This window comes from Pseudomonas sp. NyZ201 (assembly GCF_049860765.1).
Lineage (GTDB): Bacteria > Pseudomonadota > Gammaproteobacteria > Pseudomonadales > Pseudomonadaceae > Aquipseudomonas > Aquipseudomonas bharatica.
This window is the reverse complement of record NZ_CP187557.1, coordinates 774,799-789,822: the sequence shown is the minus strand read 5'-3', so window position 1 is coordinate 789,822 and position 15,024 is coordinate 774,799. Positions and strand designations below refer to the sequence as shown.

General features: G+C 64.1%; 16 protein-coding genes. 4 read left to right on the top strand and 12 right to left on the bottom strand.

Annotated elements, in window-relative coordinates:
* Positions 1 to 3: 3 nt before the first annotated feature.
* The 3 genes from holA to ACPFMA_RS03590 all read left to right on the top strand — a co-directional run bounded on the left by holA (position 4) and on the right by ACPFMA_RS03590 (position 2,652).
* Positions 4 to 1,041, top strand: a complete 1,038-nt coding sequence (gene holA / locus ACPFMA_RS03600; RefSeq protein ID WP_425929697.1) for a DNA polymerase III subunit delta — start codon at positions 4 to 6, stop codon at positions 1,039 to 1,041.
* A gap of 74 nt (positions 1,042 to 1,115) precedes the next feature.
* On the top strand, positions 1,116 to 1,280 hold the full coding sequence (gene arfA / locus ACPFMA_RS03595; RefSeq protein WP_420058275.1) for an alternative ribosome rescue factor ArfA: 165 nt from the start codon (positions 1,116 to 1,118) through the stop codon (positions 1,278 to 1,280).
* Positions 1,281 to 1,341: 61 nt separating this feature from the next.
* A complete protein-coding gene (locus ACPFMA_RS03590) occupies positions 1,342 to 2,652 on the top strand; it encodes a lytic murein transglycosylase (protein WP_420058273.1) in 1,311 nt (436 codons plus the stop codon).
* 153 nt (positions 2,653 to 2,805) lie between these two features.
* Here the strand turns inward: ACPFMA_RS03590 and lipA are convergent, their stop codons facing one another.
* From lipA to ACPFMA_RS03530, 12 genes are all read right to left on the bottom strand, one after another.
* Positions 2,806 to 3,804: a lipoyl synthase gene (lipA, locus tag ACPFMA_RS03585; protein ID WP_009397945.1), complete on the bottom strand. Its 999-nt coding sequence runs from the start codon at positions 3,802 to 3,804 to the stop codon at positions 2,806 to 2,808.
* Positions 3,805 to 3,806: 2 nt separating this feature from the next.
* The gene (gene lipB, locus ACPFMA_RS03580) at positions 3,807 to 4,454 is read right to left on the bottom strand and encodes a lipoyl(octanoyl) transferase LipB (RefSeq protein WP_425929696.1); all 648 of its coding nucleotides are present in this window, start codon (positions 4,452 to 4,454) and stop codon (positions 3,807 to 3,809) included.
* Complete coding sequence (locus ACPFMA_RS03575) at positions 4,454 to 4,729, bottom strand: DUF493 domain-containing protein (RefSeq protein WP_009397939.1); 276 nt, start codon at positions 4,727 to 4,729, stop codon at positions 4,454 to 4,456. The genes lipB and ACPFMA_RS03575 overlap by 1 nt, the downstream gene beginning before the upstream one ends.
* A gap of 74 nt (positions 4,730 to 4,803) precedes the next feature.
* A complete protein-coding gene (locus ACPFMA_RS03570; protein ID WP_009397938.1) occupies positions 4,804 to 5,964 on the bottom strand; it encodes a D-alanyl-D-alanine carboxypeptidase family protein in 1,161 nt (386 codons plus the stop codon).
* 147 nt (positions 5,965 to 6,111) lie between these two features.
* A complete protein-coding gene (locus tag ACPFMA_RS03565; protein ID WP_420058271.1) occupies positions 6,112 to 7,113 on the bottom strand; it encodes a septal ring lytic transglycosylase RlpA family protein in 1,002 nt (333 codons plus the stop codon).
* A complete protein-coding gene (mltB, locus tag ACPFMA_RS03560) occupies positions 7,113 to 8,123 on the bottom strand; it encodes a lytic murein transglycosylase B (protein ID WP_009397925.1) in 1,011 nt (336 codons plus the stop codon). Before mltB ends, ACPFMA_RS03565 begins: the two co-directional genes overlap by 1 nt.
* Positions 8,124 to 8,140: 17 nt before the next feature.
* Complete coding sequence (rodA, locus tag ACPFMA_RS03555) at positions 8,141 to 9,244, bottom strand: rod shape-determining protein RodA (protein ID WP_009397922.1); 1,104 nt, start codon at positions 9,242 to 9,244, stop codon at positions 8,141 to 8,143.
* 38 nt (positions 9,245 to 9,282) lie between these two features.
* Entirely contained in the window at positions 9,283 to 11,175 is a 1,893-nt protein-coding gene (gene mrdA / locus ACPFMA_RS03550; protein WP_064302054.1) for a penicillin-binding protein 2, read from the bottom strand.
* Between the two features lie 16 nt (positions 11,176 to 11,191).
* Positions 11,192 to 11,659, bottom strand: a complete 468-nt coding sequence (gene rlmH, locus ACPFMA_RS03545) for a 23S rRNA (pseudouridine(1915)-N(3))-methyltransferase RlmH (RefSeq protein WP_009397919.1) — start codon at positions 11,657 to 11,659, stop codon at positions 11,192 to 11,194.
* 9 nt (positions 11,660 to 11,668) lie between these two features.
* Positions 11,669 to 12,091 carry a ribosome silencing factor gene (gene rsfS / locus ACPFMA_RS03540; protein ID WP_037059871.1) on the bottom strand — a complete coding sequence of 141 codons (423 nt, stop codon included), beginning with the start codon at positions 12,089 to 12,091 and terminating at the stop codon, positions 11,669 to 11,671.
* Positions 12,092 to 12,141: 50 nt separating this feature from the next.
* Positions 12,142 to 12,795: a nicotinate-nucleotide adenylyltransferase gene (nadD, locus tag ACPFMA_RS03535; RefSeq protein ID WP_009397917.1), complete on the bottom strand. Its 654-nt coding sequence runs from the start codon at positions 12,793 to 12,795 to the stop codon at positions 12,142 to 12,144.
* 4 nt (positions 12,796 to 12,799) lie between these two features.
* Positions 12,800 to 14,068 carry a glutamate-5-semialdehyde dehydrogenase gene (locus tag ACPFMA_RS03530; RefSeq protein ID WP_420058270.1) on the bottom strand — a complete coding sequence of 423 codons (1,269 nt, stop codon included), beginning with the start codon at positions 14,066 to 14,068 and terminating at the stop codon, positions 12,800 to 12,802.
* A 277-nt stretch (positions 14,069 to 14,345) separates the two neighbouring features.
* Here ACPFMA_RS03530 and ACPFMA_RS03525 point away from each other — a divergent pair, with 277 nt between their 5' ends.
* Positions 14,346 to 15,023 (top strand): DNA-3-methyladenine glycosylase, encoded by a 678-nt coding sequence (locus ACPFMA_RS03525; protein ID WP_420058269.1) that lies wholly within the window; start codon positions 14,346 to 14,348, stop codon positions 15,021 to 15,023.
* Position 15,024 lies beyond the last annotated feature (1 nt).

The following is a 15,024-nucleotide window of genomic DNA, read 5'->3' as shown; positions in this document are numbered from 1 at the left end:
TTTATGAAACTCGCCCCCGCCCAACTCGGCAAACACCTGCAAGGCGCCCTCGCCCCGGTCTACGTGGTCAGCGGAGATGATCCGCTGCTGTGCCAGGAAGCCGCCGACGCCATCCGCCTGGCCGCACGCCAGCAAGGTTTCGATGAGCGCCAGGTGTTCAGTGCCGATGCCAATTTCGACTGGGGCACCCTGCTCCAGGCCGGCGCCAGCCTTTCGCTGTTCGCCCAGAAGCGCGTGCTGGAATTGCGCCTGCCGTCCGGCAAACCGGGTGACAAGGGAGCCGCAGCGCTGATCGAGTATTGCTCGCGGCCCGCCGACGACACCCTGTTGCTGATCAGCCTGCCCAAGCTCGACGGCAGCGCGCAGAAAACCAAATGGGGCAAGGCCCTGGTCGAGGGTGCGCAGGTCCAGTTCATCCAGATCTGGCCGGTGGACACCCAGCAGTTGCCGCAATGGATCAACCAGCGCCTGGCCCAGGCCGGGCTCGCCGCACAACGGGATGCGGTGGAACTGATCGCAGCGCGGGTCGAAGGCAACCTGCTGGCGGCGGCCCAGGAAATCGAAAAGCTCAAGCTGCTCGCCGACGGCAACACCATCACGGTGGAAACCGTACAAGGCGCGGTCGCCGACAGCGCGCGTTTCGATGTCTTCGGCCTGGTGGATGCAGTGCTCAACGGCGAAGCGGCGCATGCCCTGCGCATGCTCGAAGGCTTGCGTGGCGAAGGGGTCGAACCACCGGTGATTCTTTGGGCGCTGGCCCGCGAGCTGCGGGTGCTGGTCGGCCTGGCCCAGCAGTACAGCCAGGGCGTACCGCTGGAAAAAGCCTTCAGCCAGGCCAGGCCGCCGGTGTGGGACAAACGTCGCCCGTTGATGAGCAAGGCCCTGCAGCGCCATTCGGCACAACGCTGGGGCCAGCTGCTGCATGACGCCCAGCGTATCGATGCGCAGATCAAAGGCCAGGCCCAGGGTTCGCCCTGGACCAGCCTGACCCGCCTCTCGCTGCTGATGGCCGGCCAGCGCCTGGCGCTGCCTGCCGAGTAAGGGACCGGCGGTCTTGCAGTGGACACAACGCAGTCCTATAGTGCGCGCGAATCCACCCAGGCAGGATCACCGTCATGCGCAGGAAACCGGCAAAATCCCGGCCCAACAAGGCCAAATCCATCGTCGCCCAGCCACTGTTCCGCTGCCGCCAGGAACGACCGGAAAAGGGCAAGGGCAGCTACCGCCGCGAAGCCTTCCAATCGAGAGATTGGGAGGCTTCTTCCTTTATGGCCGCATGAAAGCAGGAAAACCGCAGGCATGATATGGTCGTCACCTGACCCGTATTACCTGGATTAGTGCATGCCTTTCCGCCTTTCCCGCCGTCGGCAACTCCGCCAGTTGAGCGCTGCTTCCAGCCTTGTCCTGCTCGTTGCCTGCGCCGAACATCCCACCGCCGCCGATGCCCTGCCCATCGCGCCGGTACAACCCGCTCCAGCCCTTACCCAAGCGACGCCGTCCGCCGAGATCGAGATCCTGCCACAGCAGACTTTCGCCCAATGGCAGGCCAGCTTCCGTCAGCAAGCCCTGCAGGCCGGCGTTTCGCCGAGCCTGTTCGACCGTGTCTTCGCCGGGATCACCCCGGACATGGACGTGATCAAGGCCGACCGCAGCCAACCCGAGTTCAGCCGGCCGGTCTGGGAATACCTCGATGGCGCCCTGTCGCCGGTCCGCGTGCGCAATGGCAAGGCCTTGCTGCTGCAGAACAACGACCTGCTGGGGCGCATCGAACAGCGTTACGGCGTCGAGCGCAATGTGCTGGTATCGGTATGGGGCATGGAAAGCAATTTCGGCCAGTTCCAGGGCAACAAATCGGTGATCCGCTCCCTCGCGACCCTGGCCTACGAAGGCCGTCGCCCGGCATTTGCCCAAGACCAGCTGCTGGCCGCGCTGAAGATCCTGCAGAACGGTGATATCGCCCCGGAAGCCATGCGCGGCTCCTGGGCCGGTGCCATGGGTCAGACCCAGTTCATTCCCACCACCTACGACACCCATGCGGTGGACTTCGACGGAGATGGTCGCCGCGATATCTGGAACAGCTCGGCCGACGCCCTTGCGTCCACCGCCCACTACTTGCAAAGCTCGGGCTGGAAACGTGGCGAGCCTTGGGGCTTCGAGGTAACGGTACCGAGTGGCTTCGATTACTGGATGGCCGATGGGGCCCTGCGCAAGCCCGTTGCCGAATGGCTGCGCCTGGGCGTGCAACTGGCACCGGGAACGCGCATTCCGGCCGGCAGCGAGCAGCTCTCCGCCGCGCTGCTGCTGCCTACGGGCTATCGTGGCCCGGCGTTCCTGGTACTGGACAACTTCCGCGCCATCCTCAAGTACAACAACTCATCGGCCTACGCCCTGGCGGTCAGCCTGTTGAGCGAACGTTTCGACGGCTCGGGCTTTATCCGCGGCGCCTGGCCGAAGGATGACCTGCCACTGAGCCGCAGCGAGCGGATCGAATTGCAGGAACTGCTCAACGCCAACGGACATGAAGCCGGCAATGCCGATGGCATCATCGGCGCCAATACCCGCAAGGCGATCCGCACGGCCCAGCAGCAGCGTGGCTGGCCGGCGGATGGCTACGCGACGCACAAGCTGCTGGATAGCCTCAGGGCTCGCTAGGTTAACGCGGCCCCTGTGGGAGCGGGTTCACCCGCGATGACGTCGGTGAATTCACTACCGCATCGCGGGTGAACCCGCTCCCACAGGGGCCGCATACAACAAGAAAAAGCCCCCGACCTTCACAGGTACGGAGGCTTTTTCATGGCCGGGCGATCAGAGCTTGATCTTGGCCTCGTGCGCCTGCTGGTCGGCATGGTACGAGGAACGTACCAGCGGCCCGGAAGCGACGTTCTTGAAGCCCATCCTGTAGCCTTCCTCGGCGAACCAGGCGAAGGTGTCAGGATGCACGAAACGCTGCACCGGCAAGTGGCTGCGCGAAGGTTGCAGGTACTGGCCAAGGGTGAGCATGTCGATGTTGTGCTCGCGCATGCGCTGCATGACTTCGATCACTTCCTCGTCGGTCTCGCCCAGGCCGAGCATCAGGCCGGACTTGGTCGGTACGTGCGGCACCAGTTCCTTGAACTTCTCCAGCAGGGTCAGCGACCACTGGTAGTCCGAGCCCGGACGCGCGGCCTTGTACAGGCGCGGTACGGTTTCCAGGTTGTGGTTGAATACATCCGGCGGCTCCTGGGCCGTGATCGCCAGCGCCACGTCCATCCGGCCACGGTAGTCCGGGACCAGGGTCTCCAGCTGGACGCCCGGGGATAACGCGCGGATTTCCCGGATGCAGTCGGCGAAGTGCTGGGCACCGCCGTCGCGCAGGTCGTCACGGTCCACCGAGGTGATCACCACATACTTCAGGCGCAGGTCGGCGATGGCGATCGCCAGGTTCTTCGGCTCGTCCACATCCAGCGGCTTCGGCCGGCCGTGGCCGACGTCGCAGAACGGGCAGCGACGGGTGCAGATGTCGCCCATGATCATGAAGGTCGCGGTACCGCCGGAGAAGCACTCGCCCAGGTTCGGGCAGGAGGCCTCTTCGCAGACGCTGTGCAGCTTGTGCTTGCGCAGCAATTGCTTGATCCGGTCGACTTCCGGAGAAACCGGGATACGCACGCGGATCCAGTCGGGCTTCTTCGGCAGTTCTTCGGTCGGGATGATCTTTACCGGAATACGCGCGACCTTCTCGGCACCACGCAGTTTCACACCGGCTTCAACCTTCGGCCGTGGGGCCGGGGTGGCGGTGCTTTGCACCGGCTCTTGCACAATAGTCATATTCAGTCGATTCCGCCCGCAAGGGTCGTCTGCTCAGCATAATCGAGGTGCTTGACCAGCTGTCCGCGCAGCCTTGCCCTTACCTCGGAGAATTCGATTGGTCCGGCCTGGTCGCGCAGCTGGGTCATGGCCAGCCCCGCATACCCGCAGGGGTTGATTCGGCGAAACGGCGCCAGGTCCATGTCCACATTCAGGGCCAGGCCATGAAAGGAACAACCGTTGCGGATCCGCAGGCCGAGGGAGGCAATCTTTGCCCCATCGACGTAAACGCCCGGCGCATCGGGCTTGGCTGCCGCCTGCACGCCATAACTGGCGAGCAGCTCGATCAGGCAACGCTCCATGCGCGTAACCAGGTCACGCACGCCAAAACCGAGGCGACGCACATCCAGCAGCAGATAGGCGACCAACTGGCCGGGGCCGTGGTAGGTCACCTGGCCGCCGCGGTCAGTCTGCACCACCGGTATATCTCCCGGCACCAGCAGGTGCTCGGCCTTGCCGGCCTGGCCCTGGGTAAATACAGGAGGATGCTCCACCAGCCAGATTTCGTCACCACTGCCGGGCTTGCGTTCGGCGGTGAAGCGACGCATGGCCTCGAGAACCGGTTCGTAAGGCAACAGCCCGAGGTCGCGAAAGCCGAGAACCGAGGACATCAGATCACCAATTTCACGATACCCGTCGCGCGCAGGGCGCTGTTGATATTGTGCAACTGGTCTTCGCCGGTGGCGATGATATGCAGTTGTACGGTGGTGTACTTGCCTTCCTTGCTCTGGCGCTCTGCCAGCGTACTCAAGTCGACCTTGGCATATTTGCTCAGGATCTCGATGACGGTGTCCTTGAAGCCGACGACGGTATCGCCAATCACCTTGATAGGATAATCCGGGCAGGGGAATTCGATTTTTGGCGGTTTGACATCAGTTTGAGTCATGGCAGTAACGGCCTCGTAAGCCGTGGCAGCAACAACGCCCCTGCGGGATGGCAGGGGCGTGGCAGGTCACGATATCAGTTGAACAACCCGTAGAAGAACAGGCGGATGCTATCCCACACCCGACGGAAGAAACCACCTTCCTCGACCGCGTCCAGCGCGATCAGGTCGGCGCTGTGAACGACATTGTCATCCAGTTTGACTTCCACTTTACCGATCACGTCACCTTTGGCGATCGGCGCCATCAGTTGCGGGTTCATGGTCATGCTGGCAGCCAGTTTCTTCAATTGGCCTTTAGGCAAGGTCATGGTCAGGTCTTCCGCCAGGCCGGCCTTGACCTGGCTGGTGGTGCCTTTCCACACCGGCGCCTGGGCCAGTTCGGTGCCCTTCTGGTAGAAGGTCTGGGTTTCGAAGAAGCGGAAGCCGTAGGTCAGCAGCTTCTGGGTCTCGGCAGCACGGGACTGCTCGCTGTTGGTGCCGAAGACCACGGCGATCAGGCGCATGCCGTCACGTACGGCGGAGGACACCATGCAGTAGCCGGCTTCCTCGGTGTGGCCGGTTTTAAGACCGTCGACGGTCTTGTCGCGCCACAGCAGCAGGTTGCGGTTCGGCTGCTTGATGTTGTTCCAGAAGAATTCCTTCTGCGAGTAGATCGCGTAGTGCGCCGGGTCTTCATGGATGATCGCGCGGGCCAGCAGCGCCATATCGTGCGCCGAAGAGTAGTGCTCGGGGTTCGGCAGGCCGGTCGGGTTCATGAAGTGACTGTTGGTCATGCCCAGGTCGGCGGCAGTCTTGTTCATCATGTCGGCGAAGGCGTCTTCGCTGCCGGCGATGTGCTCGGCCACGGCGACGCTGGCGTCGTTGCCAGACTGGATGATGATGCCGTGCAGCAGGTCGCTGACGCTGACCTGGGTGCCGACCTTGATGAACATCCGCGAACCGCCGGTACGCCAGGCGTTTTCACTGACGGTCACCGGATCGTTCTCGCCGATCTGGCCGCGGCGGATCTCCAGGGTGGCGATGTAGGCGGTCATCAACTTGGTCAGGCTCGCCGGAGGCAGGCGCTGGTCGCCATTGTTCTCGACCAGGATGTTGCCGCTGGAGGCTTCCATGAGCACGTAGGACTTGGCTGCCAGTTGCGGCGGCGACGGCATCATCTGCTCGGCGGCGAACGCAGCCGGAGCGATCAGCAGCGGAACAAGCAGGCAAAGGCGTTTGGCAAAGGTGGTGATGTTCATCCGTCTCTCGAAATCGCTAATGGGCTTATGCCCCAAGGGGGCAAAACGTTAAAACGGGCTGCGGCAAAGCGTCGCGCCCCGGGGCAAAACCGCCATTGTACATGGCTGTATGCCCCCGCTACATGACAAACCGACCAGTCCCCCCGGTCAGTCCGCCGTAACTACCTTGGCCTGGCCCAGATTGGCCAGGCGTACGCTGTCCTGGGTTTGCTGGACTTCGCCCTGGCTGCGGATCGGGCCCAGGCGCACCCGGTGCAGGGTCTGCTGGTTGCGCACGATGGAACTGATGAACACCGGCGCGCTGACCATGCTGCTCAGCTTGGAGCGTAGCAACTCGGCGGCATCCGGGTTGGCGAACGCACCGACCTGCAGGTAGGTGCCACCGCTGGCCGGCAGGCTGTTGCTGGCCACCTGCACCGGCACCACGGCCGCGGCGTGCTGTTGCGGCGGCGGCGTCCATTGTTCGACAGTGCCGGTGCTGGCCGGGATCGAAGGGGCCTGGGCGACCTGCGGCTGCTCCAGCACCATCGGCGCCGGGCGCCCGCGCTGGGCCCACCACTGCTGCGGATCGATACCTTCGACGCGCACCCGGGCGGTGCCGGTCTCGGCGTAACCGAGCTTCTTCGCCGCCGCGTAGGACAGGTCGATGATGCGATCGGAATAGAACGGGCCGCGATCGTTGACCCGCAGGATCACGCTGCGCTTGTTGTCCAGGTTGGTCACCTTGACATAGGCCGGCAGCGGCAGGGTCTTGTGCGCCGCGCTCATGCCGTAGAGGTCGTAGACCTCGCCGTTGGCGGTGTTCTGCCCGTGGAACTTGGTGCCGTACCAGGACGCGGTGCCCTCGGCCACGTAGTTGCGTGAATCGGGGATCGGGTAGTAGGTCTTGCCCAGCACCGTGTAGGGGTTGGCCTTGTAGTTGCCGGTATGCACGGTCGGGGTGGCATCGGGGATCTTCGACACGTCGACGTCCCACCACGGCGCGCCATCCTTGTGCGCCCGGTTGATGTCCAGGCCCGGCTGGGAGCGGATGATGTTGCCACTGCTGGCACTCTGCGTCGGACGGCTTGAAGAACAGCTGACCAGCAGCGCGCCAATGGCGACGCAGCCCAGCAGCTTGAGGGAAGTCATGGAGAACAGTTCGCGCATCAGCGGGCGCCCCTTGCCTGAACCAGCAGGTCTGAAAGTTGATGTACCGCCATGGCGTACATCACGCTGCGGTTATAGCGAGTGATCGCGTAGAAGTTCTTCAGGCCGAGCCAGTATTCGGGGCCATTGTCGCCTTCGAGCCGGAAAGCGGTGACCGGCAGATCATCGCGCAGCGCATCATGACTCGACCAGCCCAGTGCCCGCAACTCCCCCACCGTCCTGACCGGCTCGATGCCCGGGCTCAGGCCTTCGTCGACCCGCTCGCCACGGACCATGGCGCGGCTCACCACCGGTTCGCCAGCCACCCAGCCATGGCGCTTGAAATAGCTGGCGACACTGCCGATGGCGTCGTCGGGGTTGTTCCAGATATTGATATGGCCGTCGCCGTCGAAGTCCACGGCGTAGGCGCGGAAGCTGCTCGGCATGAACTGCGGCAGGCCCATGGCGCCAGCATAGGAGCCTTTCAGGGTCAGCGGATCGACCTGCTCCTCGCGGGACAGCAGCAGGAACTCGCGCAGTTCCTTGCGGAAGAACGGAGCCCGCGGCGGGTAATCGAAGGCCAGGGTGGAAAGCGCATCGATCACCCGGTAGTTGCCGGTATTGCGGCCAAAAAAGGTTTCGACGCCGATGATCGACACGATCACCTGGGCCGGCACCCCGTATTCCTGCTCGGCGCGGGCCAGGGCCGCCTCGTGCTGGCGCCAGAAATCCACGCCGCGGGCAACGCGGGCGTCGGTGAGGAACATCGGACGATATTCCTTCCATGGCTTGACCCGTTCCGCCGGACGCGAAATGGCGTCGAGGATCGCCTGCTTGCGTCGCACGTCGCGGAACACGCCCATCAGTTGTTCACCGGCGAAGCCGTAATCGCGGGTCATTTCCCCGACGAATTCGGCCACCTGCGGCGAGCCATCGTAGTCGCCGGCACTGGCCTGCTGGGCCGTGCCGAACAGACCAAGGAATCCCGCCAGGGGAACATAACGGGCCATCCAGCCCCGTACTGCTTGCATCGAGAAATTCACCTTGATCAAACCTGCGCGATCCATTTGCGGTGGGTATGGATCGACATGAGAACGCCAAACGCTGACAGCAGCGTCACCAGCGAAGTTCCACCGTAGCTAATGAAGGGCAGCGGTACGCCCACCACGGGCAGCAAACCGCTGACCATGCCGATATTGACGAAGACATAAACGAAGAAGGTCATGGTCAGGCTGCCGGCCAGCAGCTTGCCGAACAGGGTCTGGGCCTGGGCGGTGATCACCAGCCCGCGGCCGATCAACAGCAGGTAGATCAGCAGCAGCGCACAGATGCCCACCAGGCCGAACTCCTCGCCGAGCACGGCGATGATGAAGTCGGTATGGCTTTCCGGGAGGAAGTCCAGGTGCGACTGGGTACCCAGCAGCCAGCCCTTGCCGAATACCCCGCCGGAGCCGATCGCCGCCTTGGACTGGATGATGTTCCAGCCGGTCCCCAGGGGATCGCTTTCCGGGTCGAGGAAGGTAAGCACGCGCTGTTTCTGGTAGTCGTGCATGACGAAGAACCACATCGCCACGGCCACCGGCACCGCCGCAGCCACCACGCTGATGATCCAGCGCCAGCGCAGGCCGCCCATGAACAGGACGAAGGCACCGGAGGCAAGGATCAGCAGTGCGGTACCCAGGTCCGGCTGGCGAACGATAAGGATGAAGGGGATGCCGATGAGAATCAGGCTGATCAGCACATGCTTCAGATGCGGCGGCAGCGTGCGCTTGGACAGGTACCAGGCGATGGTCGCCGGCATGATGATCTTGAGGAACTCCGAAGGCTGGAAGCGGATCACGCCGGGGATGTTGATCCAGCGCGTCGCACCCATGGCGTTGTGGCCCATGATGTCCACCACGACCAGCAGGGTCACCCCGACCACATAGGCCAACGGCACCCAGCGCGCCATGAAGCGCGGTTCCAGTTGGGCGATGACGAACATCGAGACCAGGCCGATACCGAAGGATGACGCCTGCTTGAGCAGCAGGTCCCAGTTCTTGCCGCTGGCCGAATAGAGGACGAACAGGCTGCCGGCAGCGAGGGTCAGCAGCAGGACCAGCAGCGGGCCATCGACATGGATGCGCTGCAGGAAGCTGGCGCGGCGGCGCATCACGTCCTCGCTGGACAGCATGCGGTCGAAATTACTCTTCACGGGGCCGATTCCTGGGCAACGGAGGCGTTGGGGGCGTATTCGGGCTTGAGGCGGCCACTTTCATCCAGCAGCCAGGCGTCCATGACCTGGCGCAGTACCGGGGCGGCGACGCCGGATCCGGACTCGCCGTTCTCGACCATCACCGAAATCACGATCTTCGGATCCTCGGCCGGGGCGAAGCCGACGAACAGCGCGTGGTCGCGATGGCGTTCCTGGACCTTGCTGCGGTCGTACTTTTCACCCTGCTTGATGGCGACGACCTGGGCGGTACCGCTCTTGCCGGCAATCCTGTACTGCGCGCCGATGGCCGCCTTGCGCGCGGTACCCCGGGCGCCCTGCATCACCTGCTCCATGCCATGGGTGACCCTGGCCCAGTCGGCCTTGTCGCGCAGGACAATGTCTTCCATCGGGTTCGGGTCCACCGGTGGCTGGCCTTCGATGCTCTTGGCCAGGTGCGGACGGTTCCACTTGCCCTTGCTGGCGATCAGCGCGGTGGCCTGGGCCAGTTGCAGCGGCGTGGCCTGCATGTAGCCCTGGCCGATACCGAGGATCAGGGTCTCGCCGGGGAACCAGGCCTGGCGACGGGTCGCACGCTTCCATTCGCGCGACGGCATCAGCCCAGGCGACTCCTCGAACATGTCGAGGGCGACCTTCTGCCCGATGCCGAAGCGGTTCATGTAGCTGGACAGCTTGTCGATGCCCATCTTGTGCGCAAGGTCATAGAAGTAGGTGTCGTTGGAACGCATGATCGCCGTGTCGAGATCGACCCAGCCATCGCCGGTGCGGTTCCAGTTGCGGTACTTGTGGTCGTAGTTGGGCAACTGGTAGTAGCCCGGGTCGAACACCCGGGTGGACGGGGTCACGGCCCCGGAATCCAGGCCGGCAATGGCGACTGCCGGCTTGATGGTCGAACCCGGCGGGTACAGGCCGCGCAGCACGCGGTTGAACAACGGCCGGTCGATGGAATCGCGCAGCTCGGCGTAGGCCTTGAAGCTGATGCCGGTCACGAACAGGTTCGGGTCGAAGCTGGGCTGGCTGACCATCGCCAGGACCTCGCCAGTGCGCGGGTCGAGCGCGACGATCGCTCCCCGGCGGCCGCCCAGGGCTTGCTCGGCGGCTTCCTGCAGCTTGATGTCGAGGCTGAGGACGATGTCCTTGCCAGGAATCGGGTCGGTACGCTTGAGCACGCGCAGGACGCGACCGCGGGCGTTGGTCTCGACTTCCTCGTAGCCCACCTGGCCGTGCAGTTCATCCTCGTAGAAGCGCTCGATACCGGTCTTGCCGATATGGTGGGTGCCGCTGTAGTTGACCGGGTCGAGGGTCTTCAGCTCTTTTTCGTTGATGCGCCCGACATAGCCCACCGAATGGGCGAAGTGCGCGCCCTGCGGATAGTGCCGCACCAGTTGCGCCACCACTTCCACGCCGGGCAGGCGGAACTGGTTCACCGCGATCCGGGCGATCTGTTCTTCGGTCAGTTCGAACAGGATCGGCACCGGCTCGAACGGCCGACGCCCCTGCCGCATGCGCTTTTCGAACAGCGCGCGGTCGTCCGGAGTCAGTTCCAGCACCTCGACGATCACATCGAGCACCTGCTGCCAGTCGCCGGAGCGCTCACGGGTCATGCTCAGGCTGAAGCTGGGCCGGTTGTCGGCGATGATCACGCCGTTACGGTCGAAGATCAGCCCGCGGGTCGGCGGAATCGGCTGCACATGCACCCGGTTGTTTTCCGACAGCGTGGAGTGATAGTCGTACTGGATCACCTGCAGGTAGTACAGCCGGGCGATCAGTACGCAGATCAGCAGCAGGATCGCCACCGCGCCGACCACGACGCGGCTACGCACCAGACGGGCGTCTTTCTCGTGGTCCTTGAGGCGGATCGGCTGCGACATTGAAAAGGCTTACGGCTTATTTGTGGTAAGGGTGCCCGGACAGAACCGTCCAGGCGCGATAGATCTGTTCGCCGATCAGTATCCGTACCAGGGGATGCGGCAGGGTCAGCGGCGACAGCGACCAGCGCTGCTCGCTGCGCGCACAGACCTCCGGTGCCAGCCCTTCCGGGCCGCCGACCATGAGGTTGACGGTACGCGAGTCCAGCCGCCAGCGGTCCAGCTCGACCGCCAGTTGCTCCGTGCTCCAGGGCTTGCCATGGACCTCCAGGGTAACGATGCGCTCCCCCGGCTGGACCTTGGCCAGCATGGCCTCGCCCTCCTGACGGATCAGGCGGGCGACGTCGGCGTTCTTGCCCCGGGTATTGAGCGGGATTTCCACCAGTTCCAGGGACAGCTCCGACGGCAGGCGCTTGGCATATTCATGCCAGCCTTCCTCGACCCACTTGGGCATGCGCGAGCCGACCGCGATCAATCGCAGACGCACGGCGCTACCTCAGTCCAGGTCTTTGTTGAGCTTGGCGAAATGCTCATGGGTGTTTTCCGGGCTATGGTGCTTGCCATCGGCGGCACGGCTCTGCTCGGCACCCAGCCACAGGCGTTCCAGGTCGTAGAACTGGCGGGCGGCGGCGGTCATCATGTGCACGATGACGTCGTTCAGGTCGAGCAGGACCCAGTCGCTGTCGCCCTTGCCTTCCTCACCCAGGGGCATCACGCCCTGCTGCTTGACGATTTCGCGGACCTTCTCGGCCATCGCATTGATCTGCCGGTTGGAGGTACCGGTGGCGATGATCATGTAGTCGGTCAGGCTGTGCTTGGCGCGTACGTCGATCACCTGGATGTCCTGTGCCTTGACTTCTTCCAGGGCCGACTTGGCCAGTTGGACCAGCTCTTCGCCGGTGATTTTCTGCTTGGTCATATAAAACTCGTTCAACTCATTGATAGCGGCGCCCATGGGCGCCTGCCGCTCTACGCACGATAAAGGCCGTGCGTCTCGATATAGGCCAGTACTGCGTCCGGCACCAGGAACCTCACCGACTTGCCGCTGGCCAGCAGCTGCCGGATCTGCGTGGCGGACACCGAAAGCGGCGTCTGCCAGACGAACGAAATGTTCCCCGCCGGGCCGGACATGGCGGTGGGATCGCTCTCCGAGCGCGCAGCCAGCAGGTTGCGCAGCTCGTCTGGGGGTTCTATGTCGGCATCCGGACGTTGCAGGACCAGGATGTGACAATGTTTCAGCAACTCTTCCCAGCGGTGCCAGCCGGGCAGGCCGCAAAAGGCATCCCAGCCCATCAGCAGGAAAAGCTGGTCGCCGGCGCCCAGTTCGGCGCGCAACGACTCCAGGGTGTCGATGCTGTACGACGGCTTGTCCCGCAACAGCTCGCGGTCATCCACGCTCAGCCGTTCGACACCGGCCACCGCGCAACGCACCATGGCCAGGCGATCCTGCGCCGCTACCTGCGGGGTATCGCGGTGTGGCGGGCGGGCGTTCGGCAACAGGCGCAGCTCGTCCAGGCCCATGAACTCGGCCACTTCCAGCGCGCTGCGCAGGTGGCCGATGTGCACCGGATCGAAGGTGCCGCCAAGGATGCCGATCCGCCGGATCGCCGGGGCCTTGCTCAACGGATCAGGACTCCTGGCCGCGCAGCTGGCCGTCACCGACGACTACGTATTTCTCGCAGGTCAGGCCTTCCAGGCCGACCGGGCCGCGGGCGTGCAGCTTGTCGGTGGAAATGCCGATTTCCGCGCCCAGGCCATACTCGAAGCCATCGGCGAAGCAGGTCGGGGTGTTGATCATCACGGAAGCCGAATCCACCTCGGCAACGAAGCGCCGGGCCAGGCCCTGGTGCTCGGTGACGATGGCGTCGGTGTGGTGCGAACCATAGTGGTTGATATGCTCGATCGCCGCGTCGATGCCATCGACGATGCGGATCGACAGGATCGCTGCCAGGTACTCGGTGCTCCAGTCTTCTTCGCTCGCAGGCGCGGCTTCGATGACCATGCGGGTACGCTCGCAACCACGCAGCTCGACGCCTTTCTCGCGGAACTGGCGGGCCATTTCTGGCAGGAACTCGGCAGCGATGCTCGAATCCACCAGCAGCGTCTCCATCGCGCCACAGATACCGTAGCGGTAGGTCTTGGCGTTGAAGGCGATGCGCCGGGCCTTGTCCAGCTCGGCGTGCTCGCCGACATACACGTGGCAGATGCCGTCCAGGTGCTTGATCACCGGGACGCGGGCGTCGCGGCTGATGCGCTCGATCAGGCCCTTGCCGCCGCGCGGAACGATGACGTCGACGAACTCCGGCATGCTGATAAGCGCGCCCACCGCCTCGCGGTCGGTGACTTCCACCACCTGGACCACCGCAGCCGGCAAGCCGGCCTCGGCCAGGCCGCGCTGGATGCAGGCGGCAATGGCACGGTTGGAATGGATGGCCTCGGAGCCGCCGCGCAGGATGGTGGCGTTACCCGATTTGAGGCACAGGCTCGCGGCATCGATGGTCACGTTCGGCCGCGACTCGTAGATGATCCCGATCACGCCCAGGGGCACGCGCATCTTGCCCACCTGGATACCCGACGGCCGGTAACTCATGTCGCGGATCGCACCCACCGGGTCCGGCAGGCTGGCGACCTGGCGCAGACCGACGATCATGCCGTCGATGCGTGCCGGGGTCAGGGCCAGGCGATCGAGCAGGGCCGGCTCGAGGCCGTTGGCCCGGCCGGCGGCCAGGTCCAGCTCGTTGGCTGCGGACAGTTCGGCGCGAGCCGCGTCCAGGGCGTTGGCGGCAGCGTGCAGCGCGCGGTTCTTCTGCGCGGTGCTGGCACGGCCGATAACGCGAGACGCCTCGCGGGCGGCGCGACCCAGGCGGGTCATGTAGTCAAGAACGGACTCAGTCATGGGGCTCAGTGTCTTGGCGAAGGGGAAAATCGGACGAGTATAACTGTCATGGGGTTATACGCCCAGCGGTGACAGTCGGATGGTAGGGCGTTCCAGCGACGCGGACCCTGTGGGAGCGGGTTCACCCGCGATTAAGTCAGTGAATTCACCATCGCAATCGCGGGTGAACCCGCTCCCACAGGGTCCGCGTCATCTGCGATATCGTGCGTCCCGTTCAGCCTGGATAAAGGAAGAAGTTGCTATCATCCCGGCCTCATTTCCCCATTCCAGAGCCACGATGCCGCACCCCGCCCCTTTGCCCGACAGCTTCTTCGACCGCGACGCCCAGGTCCTGGCCAAGGCCTTGCTGGGCAAGATCATCCGCCATCGACAGGGCCCGTTCTGGCTGTCGGCGCGAATCATCGAGACCGAAGCCTATTACCTCGACGAGAAAGGCAGCCACGCGTCCTTGGGCTACACCGAGAAACGCAAGGCGCTGTTCCTCGATGGCGGGCATATCTACATGTACTACGCCCGCGGTGGCGATTCGCTGAACTTCAGCGCCCAGGGCCCGGGCAATGCGGTGCTGATCAAGTCCGGCTTCCCCTGGGTGGATGAACTGTCCGACGACAACGCCCTGGCACAGATGCAATTGAACAACCCGGACGCCAGCGGCGGCCTCCGCCCGCCCGAGCGCCTGTGCGCCGGGCAGACCCTGCTGTGCAAGGCCCTGGGCTTGAAAGTGCCGAACTGGGACGCCAAGCGCTTCGATCCGCACCAGCTGTTCGTCGAGGATTGCGGAATCATCGTGCAACAAATAATCCAGACCACACGGCTGGGCATCCCTCAAGGCCGCGACGAACATCTGCCGCTGCGTTTCGTCGATGCCGAATACGCACGGTACTGCACGCGGAACCCGCTGCGCCGCGGCCAAGTCGAAGGCCGCGACTTCTTCTTTCTGACACAAGGAAACTGAG